Raw genomic sequence first — 26,839 nt, forward strand, 5'->3', positions numbered from 1 at the left:
AAGAACACCCCTATTTAAAATAGCTGAACCGGTATTTTACATACAAAATAATAATTTTATTCTTAGAGAAAAAAGATGATCACCAGTAATTTGCTGCAATCATCTTTATTGCTATTTAATTAATGCAGAGTCTAAAAGAATTGACCTTTATTTTCTTGATAATACTTTTGATAGCGTCCTTTATAATTATGAAACATATATTTCAAAAGCAGCCACCGCTTAAAATTGCGATCCTGATCATAAAAGACTGTTGTACCATAACGTCCTTCATGGATTAGCTCTTCAGCCATTCTTTTAGCTTCATTATCAACGGCATATTGCTTAAACACATTGACAGGGATGCCTAACCACAGTTTATGTTTTGACTTTAATTTATTACCGTAAACCGGTTCCTTATCGTTTAAGCTGTCATAAACATAATCGTCTACGTACCATTTGGCTAAATTATAACCATTAAGAGTCACATAAAAACTTGAACGACCTTGGCGCAAATTAATTTCAAAGAATTTATATTTGCCATCTCGCGTGTCATATTTGATGTCAAAGTTGGCCATCCCCGTGTAATTGATTTTTTCCAAAAATGATTCAACCTGTTCGTACAGCTTTTCATCATAATCAGGTAAAATTGCCATATAATTGCCAATTGATTGCGGTGTCGGATCTTCCAGCAATGGGTGACCCATACACATCATCTTGATATGATGTTCCTTATCAACATAGGCGTTTAACACCCGCATGTTGGAATCATCACCGGGAATGAAGTCCTGCAGAATCAAGTCTTCTTTGTAGCCATTCTCATAGATTTTAGTGACAATATCACGCAATTCAGTTTCATTATGAATGGTAAAAGCCTTTTTACGCCCCTCAAACTGCACATCAAGCCAGGAAACAGGATCTTCCGGCTTAAGCTCCAGTGGATAGCCAAAAGGCAGTTCCAAATAATTTTCTGCCTTGTAATCAGCCATCGTCACAATCTTGGTTTTAGGGTATGGCAGACCACATTCTTCAGCGATCTGGTAAAAGTTTTCTTTTGAAATTAGTTTTTGTAATAAATCGTAGTCAACATAGGGAACTACAAAAACTTGTTGTAATTCTGCCTTATGCTTTGCAAGCAATTCAGAATAGCCGTCTCCGCATGAAATTAGAATTACCGGTTCTTCATGGTCCTGGTAAATTTTCATTTGTTCACGCATAACCTCAATAAAAGTTGGATCTTCGCTGAAGCCATGATGTAATTCCACCCTGACAATTTTAGAATAACGTGTTGCCGCCAGCTGACTGTCAGCCAGCGCCTTTACGCTAATACCGTATGCCTCGTTAAACGATCGGGCCATGCCGTAAACATTAATGTCACTGCCAAGTAAAATTGGCGTAAAGTTTCGTTTCATTAATAAATTGTGCTCCTCATTAAACCAGCTTGCCCTGCTTAATCAAGCTGGCAACTTCTGGTTGAACATGCTGGTATTTGGCAACTGTGCCGTCATAATCAACAAAGAATAATTTATACCATACTAAGAATGTATAAATAGTCCAAATTTGTCGACGATGGGAACCGTCACCCTTGTAGTTTTCATCGAGCAGAGCCAAAATTTTATTCTGCTCGAAAACGTCTTGTACAAAATCTTCACTGAATAATTCGCGCACTTGCTTATAAAAACGGGGTTCTTGCAGCCATTCTTTAATTGGGGTGGGAAAGCCTAATTTTGGCCGTTTAGCCCATTCATCTGGCAAAACCTTTTCTGAAGCCTTGCGCAAAGCATATTTAGTATCATGCTTGTTCACTAAATAATCAGTTGGAATTGAATTGGCTCTTTCTGCAACCTTTTTATCAAGATATGGCACCCGTAATTCCAAGGAATGGGCCATAGAAATTTTATCCGCCTTTTGCTCAATATCATTTAGCATAAAGTGGTGCAGATCAATGTACTGCATCTGGCGGACATTATCGAGATCTTTTACTTTTTTGAAGTCACTTTGGTAAATCCCGTTGACAGTTAATTTATTCCGATAAGTTGGCTTTAAAACACTGTTAGCATCCTCAGAGGTAAAGATAGTCGGATAATCCATGTCGTAGATAACTGATTGACCAACGTAAAATTCACTCGGTTCAGCCAAATTGGTGTACAAATGAACTTTTCCTGGGAAATTAGGCATCTTTTTAATTTTATGTGCTAATTTAACTCTGGTCTTCTTCGGTAACTTTTTGCATTGGGAAGTAAACACTTTAATAATGCTGTTGTGCGTGTGCATCCCGTAATTAACGTAACCGGCAAATAATTCATCCGCACCTTCGCCGGACAAAGCAACTGTCACATGTTTACGTGCCATCTTGCATAAATACCATAATGGAATTATTGACGGGTTAGCATCCGGCTCATCCATATGGTATTGCATTTCCGGGAAGTCATGCATTGCCTCATCTGCCTTAACCTTATCAGAAAAGAAATGCCAGCCCTTCATATCAGCTAAAGCCCTGGCCTTTGAAGCTTCATCATAAGTTGCATCATCAAAAGAAATTGAGAATACATCATCCGGATTTAAAATGCTGGTAATATAACTTGAATCCACGCCTTCTGATAAAAAGGCGCCAACCGGAACATCTGCAATATGGTGCAATTTAACTGACTCGTGTAAATCTTCGTCAATTTTATTGACAGTTTCTTCAAAACTTAAAGTATTAGCCTTGTATTCTGCATCCCAGTACTGATGGGTTTTCATTTTACCATCTTTATACTCAAACCAGTGACCGGCAGGAAATCTATAAATTCCCTTGAAAAAAGTTTCATGCAAATCATTATACTGATTCATCAAATATGGTTTGACTGCTTCAATATTCAAACGTTTTTTAAAACCAGGCATTTCCAAAAAACTTTTGATTTCTGAGCCGATAGTTAAATGTCCATTCTCATCACTATAGTAGAGCGGCTTAATGCCAAAGAAATCACGCGCACCGTACAAGGTCTGGGTATTGTCATCCCAAATCGCAAAAGCAAACATGCCGCGAACTCTCTTAAGCAGACCATCCATGCCCCATTCTTCAAAGCCATGCAACAGCACTTCCGTATCAGACTTAGTGGTAAAAGTATGACCTGCCGCAAGCAGTTCTTTTCTTAAAGGTTGGAAGTTGTAAATTTCACCATTAAAGATAATCGCCTTTGTTTTGTCTTCGTTGTAAATTGGTTGACTGCCGCCACGTAAATCAATGATTGATAATCTTCTAAACCCTAAAGCAACTTTATCGTTGGTATAATAACCATCTGAATCAGGACCACGATGCATAATTGCTGCCATCATTTTACCGATAGCGGCTTGTTTATCATTTATTTCTGGATTATAAAATGCAACAATTCCGCACATTGCTTATCTTCCCTTAATTTGTTACTTTGTATATTTTTGTCTTTATTTTAACTTTTCTATTATATGCTAAAAGCCGGGCAATTTCCAAATTGCCCGTCGCGATTTTACTAAATATAAAAAATTCTGCGTTTGCTGGCAGCGCCATAACCAAAGGCCTGAATATAATGCCTCTGTATGTCAATATTGACAATATAACCCGCAAATTCTGTTTGATGATCAATTTGCCGCTTCCAATTCTTGTTATACTTAGTGGTTAAAGCATGGTTAGGACCCATCAGTGCCGAACAGTTAAATAAGATATACTGAATTCCGTTAATGCGGTATTGGTCTTCGTTATGTCTGTGACCACAAAAGTAGGCAATAATACGCGCATTTTTCACATTAGTAAAATCAAAGTCATTAGCTAAACGAAATTCTGGTGGAATCCCGTAGCTGGAATGCATCTGTCCTTTTTCACCCTGATTAAAAGCAACTAGCAGCTCGTGCAGAGAACGGCCGTTATACTTTAACGCATTTGAACCCTTGCGATTAATCGGATTGGCATGGCTCATAAAGATAATTTGCTTATTTGATGACTGCTCCAGTATTTCAATTATTTCTTCAATTTGATCTTCCCTCACAGCCAAAGTAAGTTTCACATCATACTTTTTTCTGCCTTGGGCATCCAAATAGTAAGGCAAATCAGAAGTATTAACGGAAATAAAGCGCAAGTCATCCACATCATAGTAACAAACCCCGTGTTGACGCGAAATATAATGGACACCCTTTTGCTTATACAAAGCAGGCCACATAATCCCTTCAAACTCATTTTCAGGAAAAGAAGCACTTAAATCATGGTGTTCATCAAATTTATCATTTTCATCATGATTGCCTTTAATCAGCATATAAGGCACTTTATCGGAAATAAATGAATCACGCAACTTGGTTAATTCACTTTCGCCCAAAAAGCCGGTATCGGAACCATCAATCCAGTCACCCAAATGAACTTTTAAACTTAACAATCCTGAGTCATCAAGATAAGAAAATTCGTTAACGTGAGTTAAGCCGTTCCAGCCATAAAAGTCCATACTATTACGATCTTTATAATGAGTATCAGTAATAACACTGACATTAACAGAATTTTTTCCTGTGCGAATGTGGCCTTTGACTCTTTCAACAAAGCGATCCAAGTATTCTTCAACAACGTATCGTCTGCCAGTTTTGCGGTTGACAAAAGCACGGTAGCGCTGCAGTTCGGGACTGAATCTGCGCACATATTCAGGTTCTAATTTATCTGTACTTTCCAGGCTAAGAGCTTGATGCAAAATTTTTTCTTCATCCTGGTAAACTGTCAGAGTATACGGCTGATCGTTAGGTGTACCCTGTTCACTATCAACGTGATACTCTCCTACCGTTAAATAATTTTGCATAGGATCAAGCTGTGCATCTTTTTTCTTAAATAAAGAACGTAACCTAGCCCCGTTTATCTTATCAGCTAGTCCTTTAGTATACTTTAAAACACCCATATTTTGCCTCAAGCAGAAAGAAAAAGAGCTGAACACACATTCAGCTCTAAAATTATAAATTTTTTTCTAAAGCGTGTGCCGCTAAACCAATTGACAGAAGTGCATCTTTAGACAAAACTCCTTGTAATGTTTTTGGCGCTACTTCTTCAACGGCTCCAATTACTTTTAAACTGTAACTAACGACATGAAAATCTACCAAGTCATTATAAAACCCATCTTCATAGGGATTTTCATGATTATAAGTTAAATTAATTTCGTTTTTATCAACAAAACCATCAACGTGATTAGTTAAAATCCGATCCTGCAAATCGGTTAATTGCTCTGACAACTTAATTAAAGTCAGTTTATGATCACTTTCAGTGTCGTAATACTGTTCTTGAGTCATGCCGAAGTATTCTTTTATTGGCTTATGCAAAACGTGCAAATTATCAATTACACGATAAACTGCCTCGGCATCAAAATCTGTTTCTTTATTTAAAATACTTTCTTGATTTGCGGCCAAGTCATCGGCCAAAGTTATTATTTCTAACTTCTCCATGGTTTCCTCCTAAAGTTCATTATATATTATACCAAAAAAACAACTATTGCACTTTTTGAAGGAAAAGTTTCTGATATTTAAGCAAAAAGAAAATAATTAAAAATTTCAGCACAATAACTGGGAAAAAATTGTTTTTAAAAGAATAAAAATCTTTTGGCGTATTTATTTATGAACGTTAATATATATTTAAGGAGAATAAAAATGAATGATATTACTCGTTGCCCTTGGAGTGACCATGATGATTTCTTAATTAAAGATTACCATGATCACGAATGGGGTAAATTAAACTTAGATGAACGCTATTTATTTGAAATGCTGGTACTGGAACTGTTTCAGTCGGGTCTCAGTTGGTCTACAGTTTTGCATAAGCGGCAAAATTTTCGCCAGGCTTTTTGCAATTTTGTTCCCGAAGAAGTTGCGCAAATGACCGAACAGGATAAGGCGCGCTTATTGCAAGACAAAGGAATCATTCGCAATCAAAGAAAAATTGCCGCTGCAATTACCAACGCACGCGCACTATTAATTATTGATGCCAAATACGGCAATTTTGCCCATTATTTACAAAAATTTATTCCCACTCCTATTATTCATCATCCTCAGACAAGTGATGAAGTACCAACGACAAACAAGATTGCCCAAAAATTAGCAAAGCAGATGAAAAAAGACGGTTTTACTTTTGTGGGGCCAGTAATTCTATACTCTTTCCTGCAGGGCGTTGGTTTAATCAATGATCATTTAGAAAATTGCCCCTTTAAATATCACGGCTAAAAAAATAAATCAAGCTGATATCTACATGCTTGATTCACTATTTTGAAATATTTTCGTTTTTAGACTAATTTTTTACGGATCCAGCCCGAAATCCAGTCAATGATCACAACCATAATGATGATACCCAGTAAAATGATACCAACACGATTCCATTGACGGTATTGCAGTGCGATAATTAACGGGTAGCCGATACCTCCGGCTCCAACCAAGCCCAAGATAGAAGCTGACCGAATCGAAACATCAAACCGGTATAAAGTGTTTGAAATTAACGCCGGCATTAAATTAGGCAAAGTAGAAAACATGATAATATTTGTTTTTGAGCCTCCAACAGCAGTAACTGCTTCGTTGGGACCATCCTCCAAGTTCTCAATTGCTTCAGAAAAGAGCTTGGCGAGCATCCCCACCGAGTGAAAGCCAAGTGCTAAAACACCGGCAGCAGAACCAGGTCCGACAGCTTTAATAAACATTAAGGCTAAAACAATTTCAGGAAATGATCTGATTATTGCCAGCACAATCTTGCCCGACCGTGAGACATACCAGTGCTTGTGCTTAGTATTTGCGGCCCAAAAAGCAAAGGGCAGTGAAATAATGGCAGAAATGAATGTTCCTAAAAAGGCAATGCAGACAGTTTCCCATAATTGCGACAGCAGGTCTTCACCTGAGCCGTTATAGACATAAGACCAATCAGGATGAAAAATGCCAGAAAAGATCGCACCGGCAATCTGCCCGGCCGTTTCTTTGATTCCGCCAAAATCGATTCCTGTGCATGACCAAATAATTAAGACTGCTGTAACAATTGCTATGAGCCAGTGCAAAACACGCTTTTTGACATCTATAGGCCTAGGAGGCAATTTTTTCATACTCGTATCCATTATTGCATCAACGCCTCCCGTGATTTAGATGAAACATAATCAATTAGTACCACTACTATGATGATCACGATAATAATTGTACCTGTCTTAGGATAATCAAAGATTTGCAGCGTCTGTTGCAGATACAAACCAATACCACCGGCACCGATATAACCTAAAACAGTTGAAGCACGCACGTTAATTTCAAATGCATACAAACAATAGGAAATAAAATAGGTCATAACCTGAGGCAAAACCGCAAAGACGATGATTTGCAGCTTATTAGCACCAACCGCGGTTAAGGCTTCAATTGGACCCGGATCAATAGTTTCAATTGCTTCGTAAAACAGTTTGACCACAATCCCGAACGTACAGATAGCCAAGGCTAAAACACCGGCTACTGGCCCTATACCAACAATAGCTACGAAGATAGCACCTAAAAGCAGGTCGGGAACGGTTCTAATGATATTCATAATGATTCTCAATATCCCAGTGAGTGCTTTATTTTTCACAATATTGCGGGCAATAAGCAAAGAATAAATAAAAGCAATTACAGAACCGATTGCTGTACCCAAGATCGCCATCTTAATAGTTTCCAGCAAAAGGGGCACTACTGTGCCCAGATAAGACCAGTCAGGATGCAGCATTTGCAGGAAAATGTCGGCAAATTGCCCAAAGTTGGCAAACAAGGCACCTAAGTCAGTTTTGGTTTCATTAGTAGAAATGAATAATCCAGCAATAAAGAGCAGTACCCAAAGCAAATTTAAGATTTTAAACTTTTTCTTAGGCAAAGCCTTCAGCTTTTCTTGCTCTGTGCTACTCATCTTCATCACCACCGGAATAGATCTGATCAAACGTTGTTGCCGGGGTATCAGACATCTTGCCGTCATAGATAATTTCACCAGCACGAACGCCAACGACCCGCTTGCCAAATTCCTGTGCCAGTTGCACGCTGTGCAGGTTAATGACAACTGTCATGCCATGCTTTTCATTAAGCATCTGCAAGTCTTTCATCACCCGGCGTGAAGTCTGCGGGTCAAGCGAAGCTGTTGGCTCGTCTGCCAGAATAATATCCGGGTTTTGGGTCAAGACACGCGCAATCGCTACCCGTTGCTGCTGCCCACCGGACAATTCATCAGCCCGAGAGTAAACTTTGTCTTCAAGATCAACTTGTTGCAAGGCGTCATACGCGCGTTGTTTATCTTCTTTAGTAAAAAGGTTTAGAGTGGATTTCCAAGTGGGATAATATCCCACTCTGCCAGTTAAAACGTTACGCATCACACTTGAGCGCTTTACCAAGTTAAAGCTTTGGAAAATCATCCCAATATGACGACGCAAAGTTCTTAACTTTTTACCTTTGGCCTTAGTAATAGATTCACCATTAATTAAAATATCACCCTCGGTAATATCAATTAAACGGTTAATCGACCGCAAAAGCGTTGATTTGCCGGCGCCAGATAGACCAACAATAACGACAAATTCACCTTTATTGATAGTTAAATTGACGTCTTTTAAACCAACAACATCTTTGCCATAAACTTTTTTAACGTTTTTTAATTCGATTATTGGCTTAACTGCAGAATCTGCCATTATAAACTTCCTTTGTATTCCTTATTTTTTGGTCGATTCGATAATTTTTTCATACTTACGCACAACGTTAAAGTCACTGTCTTTAGTGTGAACGTATCCTTCATGAGTGTAAATACTCTCGATGACTTTTTTACCCTTCTTAGACTTGCCAATATCGATAAATGCCTTAGCCAGCTTCTTTCTGAATGAGTCAGACATGCTGGGAACAACGGAAATCGTATCGTTGGGAATAGGCTTGGTAAAGTAAATTGGTACTACTTGACTCATGATTTTAGGATTGTCGTCTTTCACAATTGTCCGCGCATCTTCAAACACAAATGCGGCGTCTGTGTCACCATTGAGCACATTTAGTACAGCTTGATCTTGACCAGTCACAGTGACTAACTTGCAACTCTTGCGTACATCAAGACCCTTTTCCTTCAATTCAGCAATCGGGAAAACGTAGCCGGCTGAAGATGTAGGACTTTGAATAGAAATTGACTTGCCTTTTAAGTCTTTCCAACTCTTGATTTTAGAATTTTTCTTAGCTACAATCTCAGCACGATAGAAGTTAACGAGTTCCTTTGTTGGACGTCCGTTTGGTTGTTTAACTCCATATCTTTGTGCTTGAAGCAATACATCTGCCGCACCTTGCTTGTGAGCTAAAATATACCCATTTGGCGGCAAAAAACCTACATCAACTTTCTTAGACTTCATGGCTTCGACCACTGTGTTGTAATCAGTAGACATTGAAACGTGAACTGGAATGCCTAAACGGTCTGACAGCATTTTTTCCAGTGGTTTTGCACGAGATTCCAGTTTAGTGGCAGCCTGACTAGGAACGAATTGGACGTTCAAAGACTTAGGCGTGCCAGTATCTTTGCTCTTTTCCTTGTTTGAGCAGGCAGCCATCATGAATGCTACTAAAAAAACAGCAGCACAAGCCAATATTTTTCTAAATTTTCTCATCATGCCCTCCCAGACATAAAAAAAGACTTTAGCTAAAAACACGAATGTGAATTAAACTAAGTCTTTCAATAACACTTTTACTAAAAAGCGAACAATACCATTTTGAAAGGAACGAAAAGGCTTTTTTGCAAAAACTTCAATGAACGCCAAGCGCCGTTTTTGCATTACCTTCACCCTCCTTTCGACATACTGTATTTATTCTATCAAATAATAGCAGAAATGTTTTATTTAGAAAAGAGAATTGACTAGAAATCTTATTTTGTTTAAGAAAGTTTATTTAATTCCTATTATGTAGCCTTTTTAGATTTTTAAAATATTGGGGAAACTATTTCTTAGTAGAAGCAATTACTTTATTATATTGACGAATAATGTCGTAGTCGCTGTCTTTTGCGTAAGTATAGCCTTCTTGGTTATAAACATTTTCAATAATCTTCTTACCTTCTTTAGACTTGCCAATAGCAATAAATGCTTTAGCCAGTTTCTTCTGGAAGGATTTTGGCAAACTTGGGATAACTGAAATGGTATCGTTAGGAATACGCTTGGTGAAGTAGATTGGTACTACCTTGCTCATAATCTTCGGATCATCATTCTTAACATTATTACGTGCGTCCTCAAATACGAAAGCTGCATCAGTATCACCGTTTAAAACATTTAAGACGCCTTGATCAGCACCTTTAACAGATACAGTCTTGCAACTCTTGGTTACATCTAAACCCTTTTGCTTTAATTCAGCAACTGGGAAAACATAGCCAGAGTCGGAAGTAATATCTTGAACTGAAATTGACTTGCCTTTTAAGTCCTTCCAGCTCTTAATTGAAGAACCCTTCTTAACCAGGATTTCGCCACGATATGAATTAACTAATTCTTTGGTTTGAACGCCATTTGGCTGTTTAATGCCATAACGAACTGATTGTAAAAGCAGGTCAGCTGCTTTTTGCTTGTGAGCCATAATGTAAGCGTCTGAAGGCAAGAAACCAACATCAACTTTCTTTGACTTCATAGCTTCAACTAAGCCATTGTAGTCAGTTGACATTGAAACATGGACTGGGATGCCAAGGCGCTTAGACAATAGTTTTTCCATCGGCTTAGCCCGTGCTTCCAACTTATTGGCAGCTACACTGGGCACAAACTGGACGTTAAGTGACTTTGGCGCGTCACTGCTTGAACTAGATTTCTTACTTGAATTGGAACATGCTGTCACACCGACTGTTAGTAACAAGGCAAAACATGCTATCAGAAACTTTTTAATTTTGGTCATTTGTTTTTTATACTCCTAATCAATATACACTAACGATATTTCTTGCTTTTTGAGCATAAACTTAGTTGTCACATTAATGGCACTACATTTATGTAGATATTTAAATAAAATTGACCTGAATTAACTTCTGCTGCTATTTTTCATTGCACCCTCCTAAAATTGAGCAAATAAAAAGGCAAAATATGACTATGTCATATCATGCCCTTGAAGATATTTTGAAAGAAAAACGAACGGTTAACGAAGCTAGTTGAAAAGTATACAAATAGGAAAACATATTAAAAATTTTTCCATTTACTTTCATTGCCCTCAACCTTCCAAACAGTATAATTACGTTCATTCATTGAAAATGATACCATAAATATTCGCAAAAACGCAATAAAATATCGAATTTTATTTTGTTTTTGTATTATGAAAGTAAATTTTACGAACATCAGTAATACAAAATTTTTTAAGGTTCCTTATTTTGCACAAAAAAGACACACGAATTATTTATCGTATGTCTTTTATTTTAGAAATCTACTTGTTTTTACGTTCTGGCTTAATTGGATTATTGTCAATATCTGTTCTAACTATTAACACATCAGCCAAAGCATGTTGATTAACATATTCTGTAACAGAACCCATCAACATTCTTTCTACTGCATTTAAACCAGTTGCACCCATGATAATCAAATCATTATGATGGTCTTTAATAAAGTCATAGGAAATAATTGCTTTCGGGCTGCCATACCGAATGTGGTAATCAATATCATCAAAACCCAAATTATCATGAGCCCATTCCTTCAAACTCTTGAGATATTTTTCTGAATCTTGCGTCATCTGATAAACGGTGTCGCCTGTAATCAGCGTATCTTGCATCTCACCTAAAAACTGTCTGGTATCAATTACGCTTAAGACATCAATGTGAGCATTTTCCGTCATTGCAATTTTAACTGCTTTATCAAAGGATCTTTCTGCCGACTCTGAACCGTCGACTGGAACTAAAATACTAGCTTTTTTCGTTTCCATGTTCTCACCCTTTTGAAATATATTGTTCTTTTGTTTATTTTACCATAATTTCGATATACTCTTGGCTTTTTTTATAATTGTTTATATACTTGTTTATTGCTAAAATTAGGTGTAATTGTCAAACGCAAAGGTGGAGGTATCATGACCCAAAAACTAAAAAATCAATTAATTGGCGTAAAAAGTGGCCGTAATTTTCGCGAGCTTGGTGGCTATCAAACTAGAGATGGCAAAACCGTCAAAATGCACAAATTGCTTAGAACCGCTAATTTGGCAACCCTTGATAAGACTGACCTGAAGTTTTTACAAGACTACGGCGTAAAATACGTTGTTGACTTTAGAAGCAAGGACGAAGTTGACCGAGAACCTGATCGTGTACCTGAGGGTGCTATTTATAGCTTTGATCCGGTATTTAGCGAAGATTTGACCGAATCCTCAAAGGGAATCGACGAAATTCTTAGCGAAAAGCATCAAGATCCTAAAGCTGGATTTGACCACATGTTTTTAGCCTATGATGACATGATTAAAAGTGAGTCTGCCCAAAGAGCTTACCGCCACTTTTTTGACGTGTTGCTGGCTAATGACCAGGAAAACCAAAGTATAATTTTTCATTGTACTGCCGGCAAAGACCGGACTGGTTTTGCGGCATTATTAATTTTATCGGCTCTTGGCGTACCATTTGAAACAATCAAAAAAGATTATCTGTTAACAAATGTTGCCACCAAAAACTTTGTTCATAATTTTTTACAAAAGGCTAAAGATGAAGGAGCAAATGACGCAACCCTAAACATCTTAAAAGACTTGCAAACCGTGCATTCTGAATACATTGACTTTGTACTTACAACTATAAATAAAAATTATGGTAGCGTTGAAAACTACTTACGTGATATTATGAGATTAACTGATGATGAAATCAGTAAGTTGCGTGAAATTTATTTAAATTAGGTTAAATGGTAAGGAGAAATTTTATGACTAAAACAAAAACTGTTTATTTTGGTGCCGGTTGGTTTAACGATAAGCAAAACGATGCTTACAAAAAGGCAATGAAAGCTTTAGAAGAAAACCCAACCATTGACCTGGAAAACAGTTATGTTCCTTTGGATCATCAATATAAAAATATTAGCGTTGAGGAAAATCCTGAATATTTGCGTGATCGTGAATGGGAAACCGCAACTTACCGCGGGGATCTAACAGGTATTAAAGCTAGTGATATTATGATCGGAGTATATCTACCTGATGAAGAAGATGTTGGTCTCGGCATGGAACTGGGCTATGCTTTGTCACAAGGAAAATACATCGTGTTGGTCATCCCTGATGAAGACTATGGCAAACCAATTAATCTAATGAGCTGGGGCGTTTGCGACATTGCCCTTAAGGTGAGTGAATTAAAAGATTTTGATTTTAATAAGCCTCGCTTTGGCTTTTATGATGGTGCTGTTTATTAAAAATAACATTTTGTCGAAGCAAAACTAAATATGACAAAAAACCGTTTCCATTGAGACGGTTTTTGTGTGAGCAAGTTATGATTCTTCAGGGCGGTTTAGCCTAGTGCGTAAAATTAACTCCATATTGTTAATTTAGCGCTAGCTTTGCAATTTAAAAATTCCTTATATACTTTAGCGCTATGAATTCTGCTCTATAATACTTAATTGCACCATAAAAGCATTCATGCTAAAATACAGGTGTAAGAAAAAGGAAGACTTACGCCAATAAGTCTTCCTCACGTAGAGCCGCCACAAAGGACGGTAACTGCGCTTATAGTTATAATTTTTTAAATTTATAAACCGCCCAGCTAGTATCTAGGACGGTTTTTGATTTGCTCATTTATCATGATGCTTGTCAATAAACATTAACAAGGTCAAGATAAACATACCAAAGTTAAGCATTAAACTTAACGCTTCGGCAGTGCTCATCAACTGCTGCTCCCTTCTTTTGGGAGACTGAAGTATGAATAAAAATTGTTCATAGGCCTCACTTCCTTCATGAAAGCGGCAGCTACCGTCCTTTTAACTTTTCTACGCTAATTAAATTATAACAAACCAATCTCAAATATTAACCGGATTTTAGGAAAATTACCTATAATCATATACACCACGCCATTAAAATGGCTTGGTTTTTATTTTGAAGGTTATTTCAGTAGTTACAATACCTAATTAATGTACGCCCCAAATGCTAATCATGCCTCTGCCATGGTATCTGCCGTTTATAATTTTGAAGTAAGGTCTGCCCCAGCAGATAGTTCGTTTCTCGTAGTATAGCAATTAAAGTTATGGGAACAAATAAAGCAACACTCTTTAAAACAAATTTTCTATATCTAAATTATTTATTCTGTCAAATAATCTAAAATGCGAAACATTGCCCTTTTATTTTCCTTGGGAACAGGATGCTCAATAATTTGCTTAGTTGTTTGTTTAAACACCGAACCGGATAGATATTGCGCGTCGTTAACCACAATTTCTTTGATATTATCTGTTTCTGGTTCTAAGTGAAACTGCAAACCAACAGCTTGATCGCCTAAGACAAAACCCTGATTTTGTAAATTATCATTGGCAAATAAGACCTCAGCTTCTTCTGGTATTTCAAACATCTCTTCATGCCAATGTAATACTTCTAAACTTTCAGGCAAACCGCTAATTAATTTGGACTGCAACTTGACCGGACCCCAGCCCACTTCTTTAACTGGGGCCTTTTTAACCTGATAGCCTAAAGTTTTAACAATTTGTTGTGCGCCAAAGCATACTCCTAAAACAGGTTTTTTTTCTTGAAATAGCTGCTTAATTAACTGACGTTCCTGCTCAATCCATGGCAAATCATCATTTGGACTCATAGGACCGCCTAAAATAACTAGTAAATCTGTTGTGGCAGCAGTAGGCAAAATGCCAAATTGGTAGGGATGATATACATAAAAGTCATGGTTATGCAGGTCAGACCATTCGTGAATTGAACCAGGGCCTTCGTTTGGCGTGTGTTGTAATACATTAATTCTCATTATTTTGCTCCTTTTAAAATAATTTAGCATCATAATGTTTTTAATAAAATATTATAATAATGTTTTAATATTATTATAATTTAATGATAAAATAAAATTTAAGTCTATACAGTAAAAAGATTAATTTTTTTATTGCGTAGCCTTATTAAATTTAATTTGAAAGGTTTCAAATCATGCTGAAGTATAAACTTAATCCGAAAATCGCCTTATTCTTAATGGGCATTTTACAATTTTTAATTGGTATTCTTTTTATTTATTATGACAAAGGTAAAATAGCTACATATACTTACTTTTTCTTTGGTGTAATATTAGTGCTAGGCGCTATTTTCATTAAAACCACCCACCCTGTAAAAATTATTCAAAAAGCTAATCTGGATGGCGGAGAAAAGTTTTTCAAGTGCTTATTTTTAGCAACTTTGGCATTTTCGCTTCTAGTATTAATTTTTGATAGGAATAATCTAACTTCGTATATTCCACAGATTGATGCATACTTATTTTTTATCCTATTTTAACCTATTGGTTCCAGGAAAAGTAGTAAATAAAAAGTAGTTCAATGTTCATTTTTAATATTGGAAGGCATATACTGAACGATAATTGTAATTATTGTGCTGAATTAAAAAAGTTTCTAAAAATTAAAACAAATTTTAGTATGCTTTATTTTTTAATCTAGTAAAAATAAAGCATACTAAAATGCAAACAATTACGATGAAAGAAAGAGCCAGTAACACATCATAATTTAATTTTAGACCTTTCAAGGCTGCTAACTTCTTATTTTTTAGACCTGTTTGCGCTAATGTTAGTAACGAAGCGGTTAATGCCGTACCTATCGCTCCGGAATATGATTGGGCAGTCATAAAAATGACATTCCCATCATTTTTTAAATCAGTAGTGATATTAGATAAACAGAAAGTCATGATATTACTATAGCTAAGTCCCAAACCAAACATAAAGCTGATATAAATAAAGGCCATGTTGGCAGTACTTGGATTCAAAAAATTAGCAATTATAAAGGTAAGAAGAATTATTGCTACTCCAAATATTATTGGTAATTTTTGATTAACCTTATCATAAATTATTCCAGCAAACGCAGAGACAAGAGCATCTATAATGGCAGCCGGCAAAACCAGTAACCCAGCTGTAGCCGTTGTTTGTTCAAAAGCAGTTTGTAAGACGTTGGGTATCAAAAATGACATGCTAAGTGACATTAATTGCAACAGAAAGAATGCCAGCAAAAAGATGTTAAACAGCCAGTTTTTAAATAAGCCTACTTTTAAAACTGCATGCTGCCTGTGCTTTTCAACAAAAATAAAGAACAATCCGGTAACAATAGTGATCAGTGTTAGTATTAGTTGTACATAAATGTTGTTGCCACTTGTAAAGCCTAAAAGCAAAAATAAAGCTGACATTAGAAATACAATTAAAAGTAGCCCACCCTGAAAATCGAAAGGAATTTTTTGAGTTTTACTAGTTTGGCTAATACTATGTTCACCTAATATCCAGGTCAAAATAATTACTGGAATGATGAGTAGAAATAAAGTCTTCCATTGAAATAATTTTAAAACTATTCCACCATATACCGGACCAACTGCAGGAGCAAAGGCAATAACCAAAGTGCCAAGTCCCATATACATGCCTACCTGTTCTTTAGGTGACTGTTCTAATATGATCGTGAACATTAGCGGTAAACCAATGCCAGCAGCAACTCCTTGTAAAAGACGTCCAATCAATAACAGACTAAAATTTACTGAAATTCCTGCCAAAATTGTTCCTAGTAAAAAGCATGAAACGGCCATCCTAAACAATGAAATAGTTTTAAATCTCTTTTGTAAATATGATCCAAAAGGAATAATAATTGTAGATACTAACATATAACCTGTTGTTAGCCATTGAATCGTTCTGGCAGACATATTAAAATCTATCATTAACTGGGGGAATGCGATATTGAGTGCCGTTTCAATCACAATCCCTAAAAAACTAAGTATTCCAACTGCCAATATTGATTTGATGAGTCTGCCATTTTTAACCATTAAAATCCTCGATTTCTTTTGTCTTTATTTTTGCATACAACATATAGCGAATATAAATATACTACCTTAATATGTTGTATTGGTTAAGAAAAAGTAATTGAATAGAACATTATTTTATAATACAAAATTTTGTCAACTAGCATAAAAAGCAAGGAATAATTTTTTAATTATACTTTAGCCAGATCAATAACCATAAATTGGAGTTACAAATTATCATGGAAAAAACAAAACAAGAAAATTTAATGAAGCTTTTCAAAAGCACTCTAAAAAATTTAGAAACAGAATACACTGCTAGAGTAGATGATTATGATGATAACATTTACTTATCAGTTTTTACGAAAGAGGATTTCCGCAGGGCTTTAGGACTACTTGGAGCAATAGGTGCCTTTTTTAGTACCTCGTATTTACCTGAGCCTGAATTAGAGTTTCAAATTTGTATTAGAAACTACGGATTGGATTTAAATGATCTGGTAAAAATGTTGCCTAAATCTTAATAATTCGCAACCTGTTATTTATAGATATATGAAGTAGCCTACATTTTTATAGGGTTGGCTTAATCAAAACATGCAATACTTTTTATTTTCCAATTCCAAAAAGAATTGGATTTTTTTTGCATATAAATCCCAACAGGTTTATTTTTGATACTTGCAACATAATAGCCCCGTTCTTTAGTTCCACCTTGAAAATCGCTAATTTTATGGCAGCGGTCACTAGTTTTAAGAGAATGTAAAAAGTTCGCTGTTTTTCTATTAGTTGCTACCTGGTTAATTTCTCGTGTATCTTGATTCCTTATTATGTGATTAACCTGGTACTGTGCTACGTCAGGTACATAGTCATTTGATGACCAATAGTAAAATAAAAAAAGACAAACGGCAACAATACATGTAAATATAACCAATTTTACTTTTCTAGTCATAGGCGGTCCCTCATTTATAATGTTGAACAAATAATAATTCATTTTATTAAAAAAGCAACATATAAAAATGACTGGCTATCATTTGCATAATGATAACCAGTCCTTAACTATATATTGATAAGCTATACTAATTAGTAGAAAAAATTTCCTTTAAATTTTATTAATTTCAAATTTAACTCAGCCAATTATCTATCTTAGATGTTCCACACATATCCGTTCCCTTAGGATCCAGCGCGTTTTCTATTTCTTTTCCAGATATTTCGTTCCCATTTTCTTTTATTTTCTCAAGATTATCTTTGTTAACTGTATTTATAATGAACTGATAACCACCGTTTTTATTATCCCTATTTATATATTTATTATCTACTTTTTTATACATGGTAAAGTATTTTCTAAAGCCAAAATTTTTTTGTTCTCTAACTAAGATATATCTTTCGTCATTATCTATTTTTGCTTTATAAAAGTGGTAACACTCACTTAACCTTCTTATGTAGTTTTTTCCTTTCTCCCCGATACATTCCTCAGGATCGCCAAAAATCCTATTAGACTTTTTTTCGTTGCAAGGCTCACAAACTAATGCCCAGTTTTTATAATAATCATTGCCGCCCTCTTTTTTAGGAACAATATGATCTATTTGACTATCAGTAAAACAAAGATCTTTACCACAATAAGCACATTTTCCGTCATATAAGTAATAAACAATTCTTTTTTCTTGTTCATTTAAAGGCGGGGTATTATTAGGAACTTTAAAACCAAACCTGCTGTGATATTCTGCTGCCCCAATAATTTTGCAGCCATTTTCTTTCATTCTATTGAGAATCGTATTTTGATTTTCAAAGTCTGCTTTTTGCATATCTTTTAAGACGTAATCCTCTTCAACAACAATAAGAAGCTTACAATCTGCTTTGGTAGAAAAGTCTTGAATATCTTCAAATACTTGCTTTACATGAGATGCAGTTTGACTTTTACTGGATTTCGTGCATAATATTTCGCCATTATGAGTGGAATATAAATAAGAAGAATTCCTCCCCATATAGCCAATTGCATTAAATTTTGTTAAGTCAATGTCATTAATTTCTTTAATCTTGCTACAAGGTAAACTCGAAAAAGACATATTCCTTAATTTGTGTAGTAAATTAATTTTTTTATTGCACTGAATCATGGCTATCACCTGTTCTTAAATTTGGATTATTATTTTGTCACTTTTATAATAGCATATTATTACTATACATGTATTCAAAACGCTTATTTTGATTTTTTATCAAAGTTAAATAGCTTTATTTTTATCATAGAAAAAATGCTTCTTATTAACTAGATTACTAATCTATTAATAGAAGCACTTTAACGTTAAAATTCTTATTACAAATTATTTTATGCTTTTAATAACTAATCGTTCAAAGCAACTTTTCTGAATATAAAATATATTGCTGCTAGTGCACATACCTGAACTACTCCAAGAAGAATGCTGACACTGTTTAAAGCAGTGAAATTCTTAAATAGCAAGTAAGATACAACTGGGGGTATAACAATAATTGCAACCGCTACACCCGCAAAAATTTTGTTAAGAGCTTGCAGTTGCTCTCTTCCTGTATATTCCATTCCAGCAAATAATACAAGAAGTAAAACCATAATCCACAACATTTTTTTACCTCATAAATACTTTATCATTTACTTTTTTGATCGACGATCTTTAAACATATAAAAGAAGCCTAACAGAATAAGCAAAACTATTAGAGAATAAAAAGACGGTATAATTTGGCCAAATTGAAAATTATGTATTACTAAGTCATAGGCTAATAAGGCAACGGAGGTTAATATCAACACCATTCCGCGATTAGTTCTAAGAAATTTGATTATTGGTTTATCTTCATAAATTTTACCCAAACACCAACATGAAATGATCAAAGCTGTAGTTGCTATAATTTCAGTCATGTATTATCCTCCTTTCCAAATAAATGTATAAAAGACATATTCTTACGTCGTTATATGTAAGATAACGACTTTTAATCAGCGAAATAAACCAGATATAATTATTGATTTATTTCTAAACTAAGAATAACATTAAATCATTATTAATAATGTGCAAAATCAGCACATTGTTTTAAGAGTAATTAAACTTAAAAAGAGTGCAACCATGAGTAATTTTGGCAAAACAATTCATAAACTTAGAACTACACGTAAAATGACCCAGCAAGAATTAGCACAGGATTTGTTTGACCGCAGCACAATTTCTAAAATTGAAAATGCTGAATTATCAACGACTTACGAAAATGAACTTAAATTAATAGAACGACTGGGTCTAAACCCTAATGAGTTTGAATATATTAGTAATGGTTATCATATTAGTACCAAAAATCAGCTATTGCATCGTTTTTTAAACCTTGACGGCAGCATTGATCAAGACGAAATAAAAACTTTGCTAGAGGATTGCCTTTGGGTCAAAAACGATAATGATATTAAACGTATTGCCATTATCCTTAAATCTCTATTATTAGTTGATAAACCAAAGGGATTTACTCATGCACAAGAACTTGTTCAACCAATCTGGTTCGACTCCCTTAGTGATCTCCAAGTTTTCACAGTTACAGATATTACAATCCTTAATTCCATCTTATTTGCTTTTGATTATCGAACAGCAAACGAAATTATTGCCAAGATTATTGCAAATATAGACAGTCATTATCCGTTTATGAAAACTCTGAAAACCAATACGCTAATTAATCAGGCAATAATACAAATGACGCATCACAAATTTAAGTTAGCTGTCACTACTTTAAATAGTTTAAAACCTTTATTAAAGAGTCTAAGACAGTATGAGAAATTACTTGTTGTTAATGCTCGAATTGCAATTTGTCAAAAGCACAAATTAGAAGCACTAGAACAGATTAGTTTATTAGAAAAAATTGGTGCTGATAATTTAGCAAGGCATTTAAAACAGGAAATCGCAGAATTTTTTAAATAATAATTATTTTTAATTAAAGTTATCAAAAATACACAATAAAAGTTTTATAACTTGACCAGATATTGATATTGTACCTATTTACAAATTAAATATAAAATAGAATAAAATCATTATTTAGGAGTCCAAATTGATCATAGACACTAAGAAACTGCAAAAAGCAGTCATGGAAAATAAGAAAAAACACGGTTTCAATACCACAGATATTGAGTTTGAATTATTGCGATTACATGGAGAAGCTAACGAGCTATTTGAAGCCTAGCGCAAAAATGATAAACAAAACATCAATGAAGAATTAGCGGATGTGGGAATATTCTTATTAGGCATTGCGGAAATGCTTGACAGTGATTTGGGCGAAGACATTGTTAATAAAAGGAAAATAAACGAAAAAAGAATATACAAAAATGGCGTTAAACTTGGTCCTGCTAATACAGATAAATAGACCGATAGCTTTGGCTTAATAACAGCATGGTCAAACTATCAGCTATTTATTCAATTCTTGCAAAAGTTTAGGAATAGGCAGATATTTTTGAATAGGTTTTGTTATGCTTTTTATGACTTTAATGGAACTTATATATTAGCCTAAAAACGGTTTAGATCTTATTTCTCTGGAAGCTGGTCTGGTATTCTTATATTTACCGAATGAAATACTCAAAAATAGCTATTTTGGAAAAATACAATCTTGACTTGATAAAGGTCCTAAATTTTCTCAATTTCGGAACCTTTTTATAATACAAAAATGCACCCAATAGTTGACTTTTACTATTAGGTGCATTTTATTGTAAATTTAATTTCTAAAAAATTATTTATTTGACAGTTTTTTGCTTAGCAGCTTGACTTGCTTCTTCAGCTGTGTTGATCGGGCTTAGTTTTACGCCGTCAATAAATCTAACATCACTTGCTTTGACATAGCTATCGCCAAAATCTACTTCACTACCGCCACTTCCGTCTGGCTTATTAGTGGCATAAAACCAATGACCCTTCATATGATAAAACAGTTCGGCTTTATTTTCGGCTGGCACCCAAATATAAAGCAATTTATCTACCTTTATATTACCGCCTTGTTTCCTAATTCTTTGTCCATTAATATCTTTCTTGGTGCCATCGGCATTATAGACGTCTGTATCTTGATAAAATCTAATATAAGAATAATGCTCAGAGTTATAAAAATGATGTGGAAGCTCTTTTTTAACTTTAACGTCTAGGCAATTGAGCCAATTATTCGTCCCTTTAATACGATAAATAACTGCATTTGGTATAGCCATATTGGTTATATCGTCGGCATATCCTTCTTCTTGAGCTCGGTCGACTATAAAAGTAGTACCTTTTTTAGCCTTTTTAGTAGTTTTGAGACCATTATTGATCTCATAAATTGGAGTCCCACCGTCTTTTGTCACTGTTGCAATAGTTTCTTCAGTGTTTGAAGCAGTGATTTTGCCCAAGTTGCTGGCTCTCACATATTGCTTTGCGGGACCACCAATACGGTAGTAGCGCAAACCATTCTTAAACTTGACGGTGCCACCATAAGTTGTAATTGAGGTTCCTTTTCTAATTAAACGATAGTCAGCCCTGCGTGAACTGGTAGCATAAACATAGGAATTATGTTTAACTTCACGTTTAACGCCATCGATGTTATTAGCCTTGATATATTGCTTTTTACCGCTAATTTTATAGTATGGGGCATAGGGCTTGAAAGTTAGGATTAATGGCTTTTTATCAACTTCAATCCGGCGAAAAGCTGGATATTTAGCGTCTACCTTTTGTCCATCCTCATCGTATGCTTGTGATGTATACATAACGGTTCTTATAGTGCTGGGAATCTTTGCCTGAACAGTATGGGCTTGATGATTAAATGTCCAAATTGCAGTAAGTCCTAAAAAACCAGCTGCTAAATAATGAGTAAGTTTCTTATTCATATGTTTTAACCTCTCTTCTCAAAAAAATGCTATCTCTATTTTTGATTCTCTAATTTCTGCAATCAAAACAAGAAATTATATAATTTCATTCTGTACCTTTCTTAGGGATTAATGAAGGTAAAAAATGGTGAATTAAATTAGGCAAATATCTTAATAAAAAATGCATCCAATAGCTGGCTTTTACTATTAGGTGCATTTTATTGTAAATTTAATTTCTAAAAAATTATTTATTTGACAGTTTTTTGCTTGGCGTTTTGCTGTGCTTCTTCAGCTGTATTGATCGGGCTTAGTTTTACGCCATCAATAAATCTAACATCTTTTTGCTTAACATAGCCATCACCAACATCTATTACAGAGGTTCCTCCTTCTCGTGAGGCAGAGGCGTAAAATTCATGGCCATTCAAGTGGTAAAATAATTCCGCTTTCTTTTCAGCTGGTACCCAAATATAAAGCAATTTATTTACTTTTAAAAACCCACCTTGTTTTCTGATCTTTTGTCCGTGATGATCTTGCATAGTACCGTCTGCATTGTAAACATCTGTATTTTTATAAAACTTAATGTAAGAATAATGTTCAGAATCATAGTAATGTACAGGCATTTTCTTTTTGGCTTTAACTTCACTGCTCAGTAACCAATATTTTGTACCCTTAATATGATAAGTAAATATTTGGGGATCATCTTCATCCCCTCCATTATTTTCAGCATAGTCTACCGTAAATTTTGTACCCCTTTTGGCTTTCTTGGAATAAGTATCGTCTTTAATAAAATCATAAAGTCCAGCTCCTTCTTTTGCAGTTACTTTTACAGTTGTTTCTTCTGTATTAGAACTAATAATCTTACTTAAGTTGCTGGCTTTCACATATTGCTTTTTTGGTCCACCAATGCGGTAGTAACGTTGCCCGTTCTTAAATTTGAAGGAATTGCCATAAGTTGTTATTGTCTTGCTCTTTTTAAGCAAACGGGAGTCAGCCCTCCGAGAGCTTGTAGCGTAAACATAAGAGTTTCGTTTGACCTTGCGTTTAACACCGTCAATGTTACTTGCCTTGATATATTGCTTTTTACCTTTAATTTGATATGCGGGTGCAAACGGCTTAAAAGAAAATGGAATTGGTTGATCATCTAACTTAACCTGAGTGTAAGCTGCATATTTTCCTTTTACTTTATCACCGTATAAATCATAAGCCTGGGCATCGTGCATTACGGTTTTAACAATACTTTTAGCTTCTACAGTATTAGTTTGTTGGTTAAGCACCAGACTTGCAGAAATGCCCAATATAGCAACTGCTAAATAACGAAAAGGCTTTTTAGTCATATAATTTTTACTCCTTTCTCTTAAGACAGGCACTGTTGTTACTGCATCGCTCTTATTTCATAAAAATGCAAAACAAATGATAGCGCAAACATACTGGCTATAATTCATTCTGAACCTTTCTTAGGGATTAATGAAGGTAAAAAATGGTGGGCTTAATTAGGCAAATATCTTAATACAACAGGATGATAATTAATCTACAGCTTTTCTAATAAAAAGAGATACTTGATGGCTTTAAATCATTTGAGCATCCCGCAAACTCATAAGTATCTGCCTCCATAGCTGGATCAGATTGGGATAAAACAATGAAAAAAACCAAACAGTTTGTTCGCTGCTTGGTTCTTTTCATTTACTCTTTATCAACAAGATGTTTGACAAAGAACTCGTATTTATTTAATTGACAGTTTTAATTTTGCCAGTTGTCGAACACTTTTATAATTAACAAAGTTATAACCATAGTTAAAATTAACGGAATAATCATTTCCCAAGCCGTCAGAGTTTGTACTTGACTGCTAATCGTAGCTTCCCAAAAAGTGATTAATCTTATTTGCCATGCCCAAGGAATCACGGGCCAGATAAAATCAAAAAGACTGGTAATGCTTAAGCCTGAGATTACAACACCAAAAAAGCCCAGAATCATGGCACCACCAACATTAAACTTTAATACTATCCATTGTGCTAGTTCGTATTGAATAAGACCGAAAAGTGCAAAAATAAAACTAGTTAGTAAAATTTTAATAAAGGATATATTATTTATCTGAAAAGCAAATCTTAAAATAAAGAAATAAATTAAACTCATTCCGATAATTTCAAAGAAATATAATAACCAATAATAAAATAGCTGCAGCCCAATAGTTAAGCCTTTTTTGCCGGGATTAGCCAACCAATTTTTACAATGACCAGCTTTTTCTTCGCGATCAAAAACCAGACCGATAACAATGCTAGTAACTAGCGGAGAAATAAGCGCCAGCAATTCGTAAAAAGTTATTATCATAACCGATGAGTTTACAATGTTTTTTCTTGTACCATAATAAAATCCCATTAATAATGGATAAACAATTAAAGTTAACAAATGTAAATATAATAAAAAACTCCGCTTAAGTTTAACGTTTTCTGACCGAAAAATATTTTTAAGCATTTTTAATTACCTGCTTCTTAAATGATCTGGCAGCGAGATAACTGAGCAAAATGAAAAGCAGAATAGCTGCTGCTATAATCCAATAATTATTTGAACCTGCCACATTATGACTTAGAGGTAATCCGTTAATATTCATTTTTATTAGCGGTACTGGGAAAAGTTCAGACCAGGTAAATGGCCAAATTTTGCCAAGGAAATAACTATTTACTTCTATGCCGCTAAAAATTCCGGCAAAGGCCAATACAATAGTTACATATATATTAGTAAGGCGACTAAGCCAAATATATAATGGAATTTGCCAAAGATTAACTAACCAAATACCTAAGATTGCCAAAAAACATGAAATTAACGAGACACTAATTTCAGAAATAAAATAAAGCAAACTTACAAAAAGAGCTAAGAATAAAGAAGAAACTAATGTTAAAAGTGCAACGTGTAAAATTCTACCTAATTCATAATCAAATAAATTGTAAGGTGAGCTCAAAATCAACTTATAATTTGTGCTATTCTTCTCGTGTCGGTCAATCAGTCCAACAATCAAAGCAAGAAATAAGGGAAACCAAATGGTACTCCACTGATTAATGACACTTTGAATAGCATAACCAGTAGTGGCAAAAAGCACTGTCACTACAATTATTATTAAAAGAGGATAAAGCCACAATAACTGCCTGACAAGTGTTCTTTTTGTTTTTATCACTTCAATAGACAATGAGTTAAGCATTCGTTACACCAGCATTCATTAAAGTATCATTAAATAATTGTTCCAGATTTTCTGTATGATCTATAGTTTTTTCAAGCAAAAGCTGGCCTTTACCGATAATACCAATTTTATCAGCTAAACGCTCAACTTCAGAAAGCATATGACTAGAAATGATAATAGTAATGCCTTCTTTTTTAAAACTAGAAATCAAATTCCGCAATTGCTGAATGCCCAGTGGATCAAGTCCATTTGTCGGTTCATCCAAAATTAACAACTTGGGTTGACCAACTAGAGCTAATCCAATTCCAAGCCTCTCTTTCATTCCCAAAGAAAAATTTTTAGTTAACTTTTTCCCCGTATCGCTAATGCCTACTTTTTCCAGAATTGGTTGTATTTCGTTTTCTTCGACCCCTCTTAAACGACAAACTACCTGGAGATTTTCAGCAGCCGTTAAATTTCCATAAAGAGGTGCATTTTCAATCAGGGAACCAATAGCAGATAAATCCGCTCTAGACCAATCGTGACCAGCAAACGTAATAGTACCGCTAGTAGCGGGTATGATTCCCGTTAAAATCTTCATTAAGGTAGTCTTACCTGCGCCATTAGGGCCTAATAGACAATAGACCTGATTTTCTGGGACATGTAAGCTTATTTGATTGAGTACAACTTGATCTTTAAACTTTTTTGTTAGTTTATTTGTTACTATTAAATCAGACATTTTTCCTCTTTTATAATAATTTTTGTTGCTAAAATATACTCAAATAGTTTTAAATGCTAAACTTTATACAAACAATTTAACAATATTAAAATCAACTCGTATAACTTAATAAAGATGATTATATTATATATAAAAAAGCAGATCAATATATTTTGTAATAGTAGATATCAAAAAGGAGTTTGCTCTAAACAAACAAATTGAGCACACATCTTTTGGCTACACCAATTTCAAAAATTTTCTGATGAGGATCAGATTGGAAGAAAACAAAGAAAATAAATAATCAGTATATTATATACTTGATTATTTTCATTTACTCTTTATAAACAAAATTTGACAAAGAACTGTT

Annotated in this window: 28 protein-coding genes and 1 pseudogene; 7 read left to right on the forward strand and 22 right to left on the reverse strand. The window is 34.7% G+C overall.

What is annotated here, in order from left to right:
• Window positions 1-131: 131 nt before the first annotated feature.
• The 4 genes from ACZ2M0_RS08110 to ACZ2M0_RS08125 form a co-directional block, all read right to left on the reverse strand.
• Window positions 132-1,388 carry a carboxylate--amine ligase gene (locus ACZ2M0_RS08110; RefSeq protein WP_223902969.1) on the reverse strand — a complete coding sequence of 419 codons (1,257 nt, stop codon included), beginning with the start codon at window positions 1,386-1,388 and terminating at the stop codon, window positions 132-134.
• 19 nt (window positions 1,389-1,407) lie between these two features.
• Window positions 1,408-3,357, reverse strand: a complete 1,950-nt coding sequence (asnB, locus tag ACZ2M0_RS08115) for an asparagine synthase (glutamine-hydrolyzing) (RefSeq protein WP_490059110.1) — start codon at window positions 3,355-3,357, stop codon at window positions 1,408-1,410.
• 107 nt (window positions 3,358-3,464) lie between these two features.
• A complete protein-coding gene (locus tag ACZ2M0_RS08120) occupies window positions 3,465-4,862 on the reverse strand; it encodes a metallophosphoesterase (protein ID WP_490059111.1) in 1,398 nt (465 codons plus the stop codon).
• A gap of 52 nt (window positions 4,863-4,914) precedes the next feature.
• Window positions 4,915-5,400, reverse strand: a complete 486-nt coding sequence (locus tag ACZ2M0_RS08125; RefSeq protein ID WP_490059112.1) for a hypothetical protein — start codon at window positions 5,398-5,400, stop codon at window positions 4,915-4,917.
• Between the two features lie 201 nt (window positions 5,401-5,601).
• Here ACZ2M0_RS08125 and ACZ2M0_RS08130 point away from each other — a divergent pair, with 201 nt between their 5' ends.
• Window positions 5,602-6,168: a DNA-3-methyladenine glycosylase I gene (locus tag ACZ2M0_RS08130; RefSeq protein WP_490059113.1), complete on the forward strand. Its 567-nt coding sequence runs from the start codon at window positions 5,602-5,604 to the stop codon at window positions 6,166-6,168.
• Between the two features lie 59 nt (window positions 6,169-6,227).
• Here the strand turns inward: ACZ2M0_RS08130 and phnE (ACZ2M0_RS08135) are convergent, their stop codons facing one another.
• The 6 genes from phnE (ACZ2M0_RS08135) to ACZ2M0_RS08160 all read right to left on the reverse strand — a co-directional run bounded on the left by phnE (ACZ2M0_RS08135) (window position 6,228) and on the right by ACZ2M0_RS08160 (window position 11,823).
• Window positions 6,228-7,040 carry a phosphonate ABC transporter, permease protein PhnE gene (phnE, locus tag ACZ2M0_RS08135; RefSeq protein WP_490059114.1) on the reverse strand — a complete coding sequence of 271 codons (813 nt, stop codon included), beginning with the start codon at window positions 7,038-7,040 and terminating at the stop codon, window positions 6,228-6,230.
• A complete protein-coding gene (gene phnE / locus ACZ2M0_RS08140) occupies window positions 7,040-7,843 on the reverse strand; it encodes a phosphonate ABC transporter, permease protein PhnE (RefSeq protein ID WP_109586790.1) in 804 nt (267 codons plus the stop codon). Before phnE (ACZ2M0_RS08140) ends, phnE (ACZ2M0_RS08135) begins: the two co-directional genes overlap by 1 nt.
• Window positions 7,836-8,609 carry a phosphonate ABC transporter ATP-binding protein gene (gene phnC / locus ACZ2M0_RS08145; RefSeq protein ID WP_462985320.1) on the reverse strand — a complete coding sequence of 258 codons (774 nt, stop codon included), beginning with the start codon at window positions 8,607-8,609 and terminating at the stop codon, window positions 7,836-7,838. The genes phnE (ACZ2M0_RS08140) and phnC overlap by 8 nt, the downstream gene beginning before the upstream one ends.
• 21 nt (window positions 8,610-8,630) lie before the next feature.
• A complete protein-coding gene (locus ACZ2M0_RS08150; RefSeq protein ID WP_490059115.1) occupies window positions 8,631-9,557 on the reverse strand; it encodes a phosphate/phosphite/phosphonate ABC transporter substrate-binding protein in 927 nt (308 codons plus the stop codon).
• A gap of 325 nt (window positions 9,558-9,882) precedes the next feature.
• Window positions 9,883-10,815 (reverse strand): phosphate/phosphite/phosphonate ABC transporter substrate-binding protein, encoded by a 933-nt coding sequence (locus tag ACZ2M0_RS08155; protein ID WP_187154030.1) that lies wholly within the window; start codon window positions 10,813-10,815, stop codon window positions 9,883-9,885.
• Window positions 10,816-11,331: 516 nt separating this feature from the next.
• Window positions 11,332-11,823 carry a universal stress protein gene (locus tag ACZ2M0_RS08160; RefSeq protein ID WP_034978255.1) on the reverse strand — a complete coding sequence of 164 codons (492 nt, stop codon included), beginning with the start codon at window positions 11,821-11,823 and terminating at the stop codon, window positions 11,332-11,334.
• Window positions 11,824-11,964: 141 nt separating this feature from the next.
• Between ACZ2M0_RS08160 and ACZ2M0_RS08165 the strand changes: the two genes are divergently transcribed.
• Together ACZ2M0_RS08165 and ACZ2M0_RS08170 are read left to right on the forward strand one after the other, a co-directional pair.
• The gene (locus ACZ2M0_RS08165; RefSeq protein ID WP_490059116.1) at window positions 11,965-12,765 is read left to right on the forward strand and encodes a tyrosine-protein phosphatase; all 801 of its coding nucleotides are present in this window, start codon (window positions 11,965-11,967) and stop codon (window positions 12,763-12,765) included.
• 23 nt (window positions 12,766-12,788) lie between these two features.
• Complete coding sequence (locus ACZ2M0_RS08170) at window positions 12,789-13,265, forward strand: nucleoside 2-deoxyribosyltransferase (protein WP_045928676.1); 477 nt, start codon at window positions 12,789-12,791, stop codon at window positions 13,263-13,265.
• Window positions 13,266-13,640: 375 nt separating this feature from the next.
• Here ACZ2M0_RS08170 and ACZ2M0_RS08175 read toward each other — a convergent pair whose 3' ends face one another.
• The gene (locus ACZ2M0_RS08175; protein ID WP_081945322.1) at window positions 13,641-13,733 is read right to left on the reverse strand and encodes a putative holin-like toxin; all 93 of its coding nucleotides are present in this window, start codon (window positions 13,731-13,733) and stop codon (window positions 13,641-13,643) included.
• 410 nt (window positions 13,734-14,143) lie between these two features.
• Entirely contained in the window at window positions 14,144-14,809 is a 666-nt protein-coding gene (locus ACZ2M0_RS08180; RefSeq protein ID WP_490059117.1) for a type 1 glutamine amidotransferase, read from the reverse strand.
• 173 nt (window positions 14,810-14,982) lie between these two features.
• Between ACZ2M0_RS08180 and ACZ2M0_RS08185 the strand changes: the two genes are divergently transcribed.
• Window positions 14,983-15,321, forward strand: coding sequence for a hypothetical protein (locus ACZ2M0_RS08185; protein ID WP_490059118.1), 339 nt, complete (start codon window positions 14,983-14,985; stop codon window positions 15,319-15,321).
• A 132-nt stretch (window positions 15,322-15,453) separates the two neighbouring features.
• Here the strand turns inward: ACZ2M0_RS08185 and ACZ2M0_RS08190 are convergent, their stop codons facing one another.
• On the reverse strand, window positions 15,454-16,836 hold the full coding sequence (locus ACZ2M0_RS08190; protein WP_490059119.1) for an MFS transporter: 1,383 nt from the start codon (window positions 16,834-16,836) through the stop codon (window positions 15,454-15,456).
• 215 nt (window positions 16,837-17,051) lie between these two features.
• On the opposite strand from ACZ2M0_RS08190, the gene ACZ2M0_RS08195 reads away from it, so the two are divergent.
• Window positions 17,052-17,330: a hypothetical protein gene (locus ACZ2M0_RS08195; RefSeq protein WP_462985314.1), complete on the forward strand. Its 279-nt coding sequence runs from the start codon at window positions 17,052-17,054 to the stop codon at window positions 17,328-17,330.
• A 59-nt stretch (window positions 17,331-17,389) separates the two neighbouring features.
• Here the strand turns inward: ACZ2M0_RS08195 and ACZ2M0_RS08200 are convergent, their stop codons facing one another.
• From ACZ2M0_RS08200 to ACZ2M0_RS08215, 4 genes are all read right to left on the reverse strand, one after another.
• Complete coding sequence (locus tag ACZ2M0_RS08200; RefSeq protein ID WP_462985313.1) at window positions 17,390-17,752, reverse strand: hypothetical protein; 363 nt, start codon at window positions 17,750-17,752, stop codon at window positions 17,390-17,392.
• Window positions 17,753-17,924: 172 nt separating this feature from the next.
• Entirely contained in the window at window positions 17,925-18,914 is a 990-nt protein-coding gene (locus ACZ2M0_RS08205; RefSeq protein WP_490059120.1) for an HNH endonuclease, read from the reverse strand.
• A gap of 224 nt (window positions 18,915-19,138) precedes the next feature.
• Window positions 19,139-19,393 (reverse strand): hypothetical protein, encoded by a 255-nt coding sequence (locus tag ACZ2M0_RS08210; protein ID WP_109586799.1) that lies wholly within the window; start codon window positions 19,391-19,393, stop codon window positions 19,139-19,141.
• Between the two features lie 27 nt (window positions 19,394-19,420).
• Complete coding sequence (locus tag ACZ2M0_RS08215) at window positions 19,421-19,684, reverse strand: hypothetical protein (RefSeq protein ID WP_490059121.1); 264 nt, start codon at window positions 19,682-19,684, stop codon at window positions 19,421-19,423.
• 202 nt (window positions 19,685-19,886) lie between these two features.
• Here ACZ2M0_RS08215 and ACZ2M0_RS08220 point away from each other — a divergent pair, with 202 nt between their 5' ends.
• A complete protein-coding gene (locus ACZ2M0_RS08220) occupies window positions 19,887-20,714 on the forward strand; it encodes a helix-turn-helix domain-containing protein (protein WP_109586801.1) in 828 nt (275 codons plus the stop codon).
• Between the two features lie 127 nt (window positions 20,715-20,841).
• Window positions 20,842-21,153: pseudogene (locus ACZ2M0_RS08225) on the forward strand (MazG nucleotide pyrophosphohydrolase domain-containing protein).
• 364 nt (window positions 21,154-21,517) lie between these two features.
• On the opposite strand, the gene ACZ2M0_RS08230 reads toward ACZ2M0_RS08225, so the two are convergent.
• The 5 genes from ACZ2M0_RS08230 to ACZ2M0_RS08250 all read right to left on the reverse strand — a co-directional run bounded on the left by ACZ2M0_RS08230 (window position 21,518) and on the right by ACZ2M0_RS08250 (window position 26,493).
• Complete coding sequence (locus ACZ2M0_RS08230) at window positions 21,518-22,627, reverse strand: SLAP domain-containing protein (protein WP_490059122.1); 1,110 nt, start codon at window positions 22,625-22,627, stop codon at window positions 21,518-21,520.
• A 227-nt stretch (window positions 22,628-22,854) separates the two neighbouring features.
• Window positions 22,855-23,940, reverse strand: a complete 1,086-nt coding sequence (locus tag ACZ2M0_RS08235; RefSeq protein ID WP_490059123.1) for an SLAP domain-containing protein — start codon at window positions 23,938-23,940, stop codon at window positions 22,855-22,857.
• Between the two features lie 403 nt (window positions 23,941-24,343).
• Window positions 24,344-25,075, reverse strand: a complete 732-nt coding sequence (locus ACZ2M0_RS08240; RefSeq protein WP_490059124.1) for an ABC transporter permease — start codon at window positions 25,073-25,075, stop codon at window positions 24,344-24,346.
• Window positions 25,068-25,796, reverse strand: coding sequence for a lantibiotic immunity ABC transporter MutE/EpiE family permease subunit (locus ACZ2M0_RS08245; protein WP_490059125.1), 729 nt, complete (start codon window positions 25,794-25,796; stop codon window positions 25,068-25,070). Before ACZ2M0_RS08245 ends, ACZ2M0_RS08240 begins: the two co-directional genes overlap by 8 nt.
• Complete coding sequence (locus ACZ2M0_RS08250) at window positions 25,789-26,493, reverse strand: lantibiotic protection ABC transporter ATP-binding subunit (protein WP_198179699.1); 705 nt, start codon at window positions 26,491-26,493, stop codon at window positions 25,789-25,791. Before ACZ2M0_RS08250 ends, ACZ2M0_RS08245 begins: the two co-directional genes overlap by 8 nt.
• Between the last annotated feature and the right edge of the window lie 346 nt (window positions 26,494-26,839).

The organism is Lactobacillus sp. VURO6/B1 (VP7) (assembly GCF_058139575.1).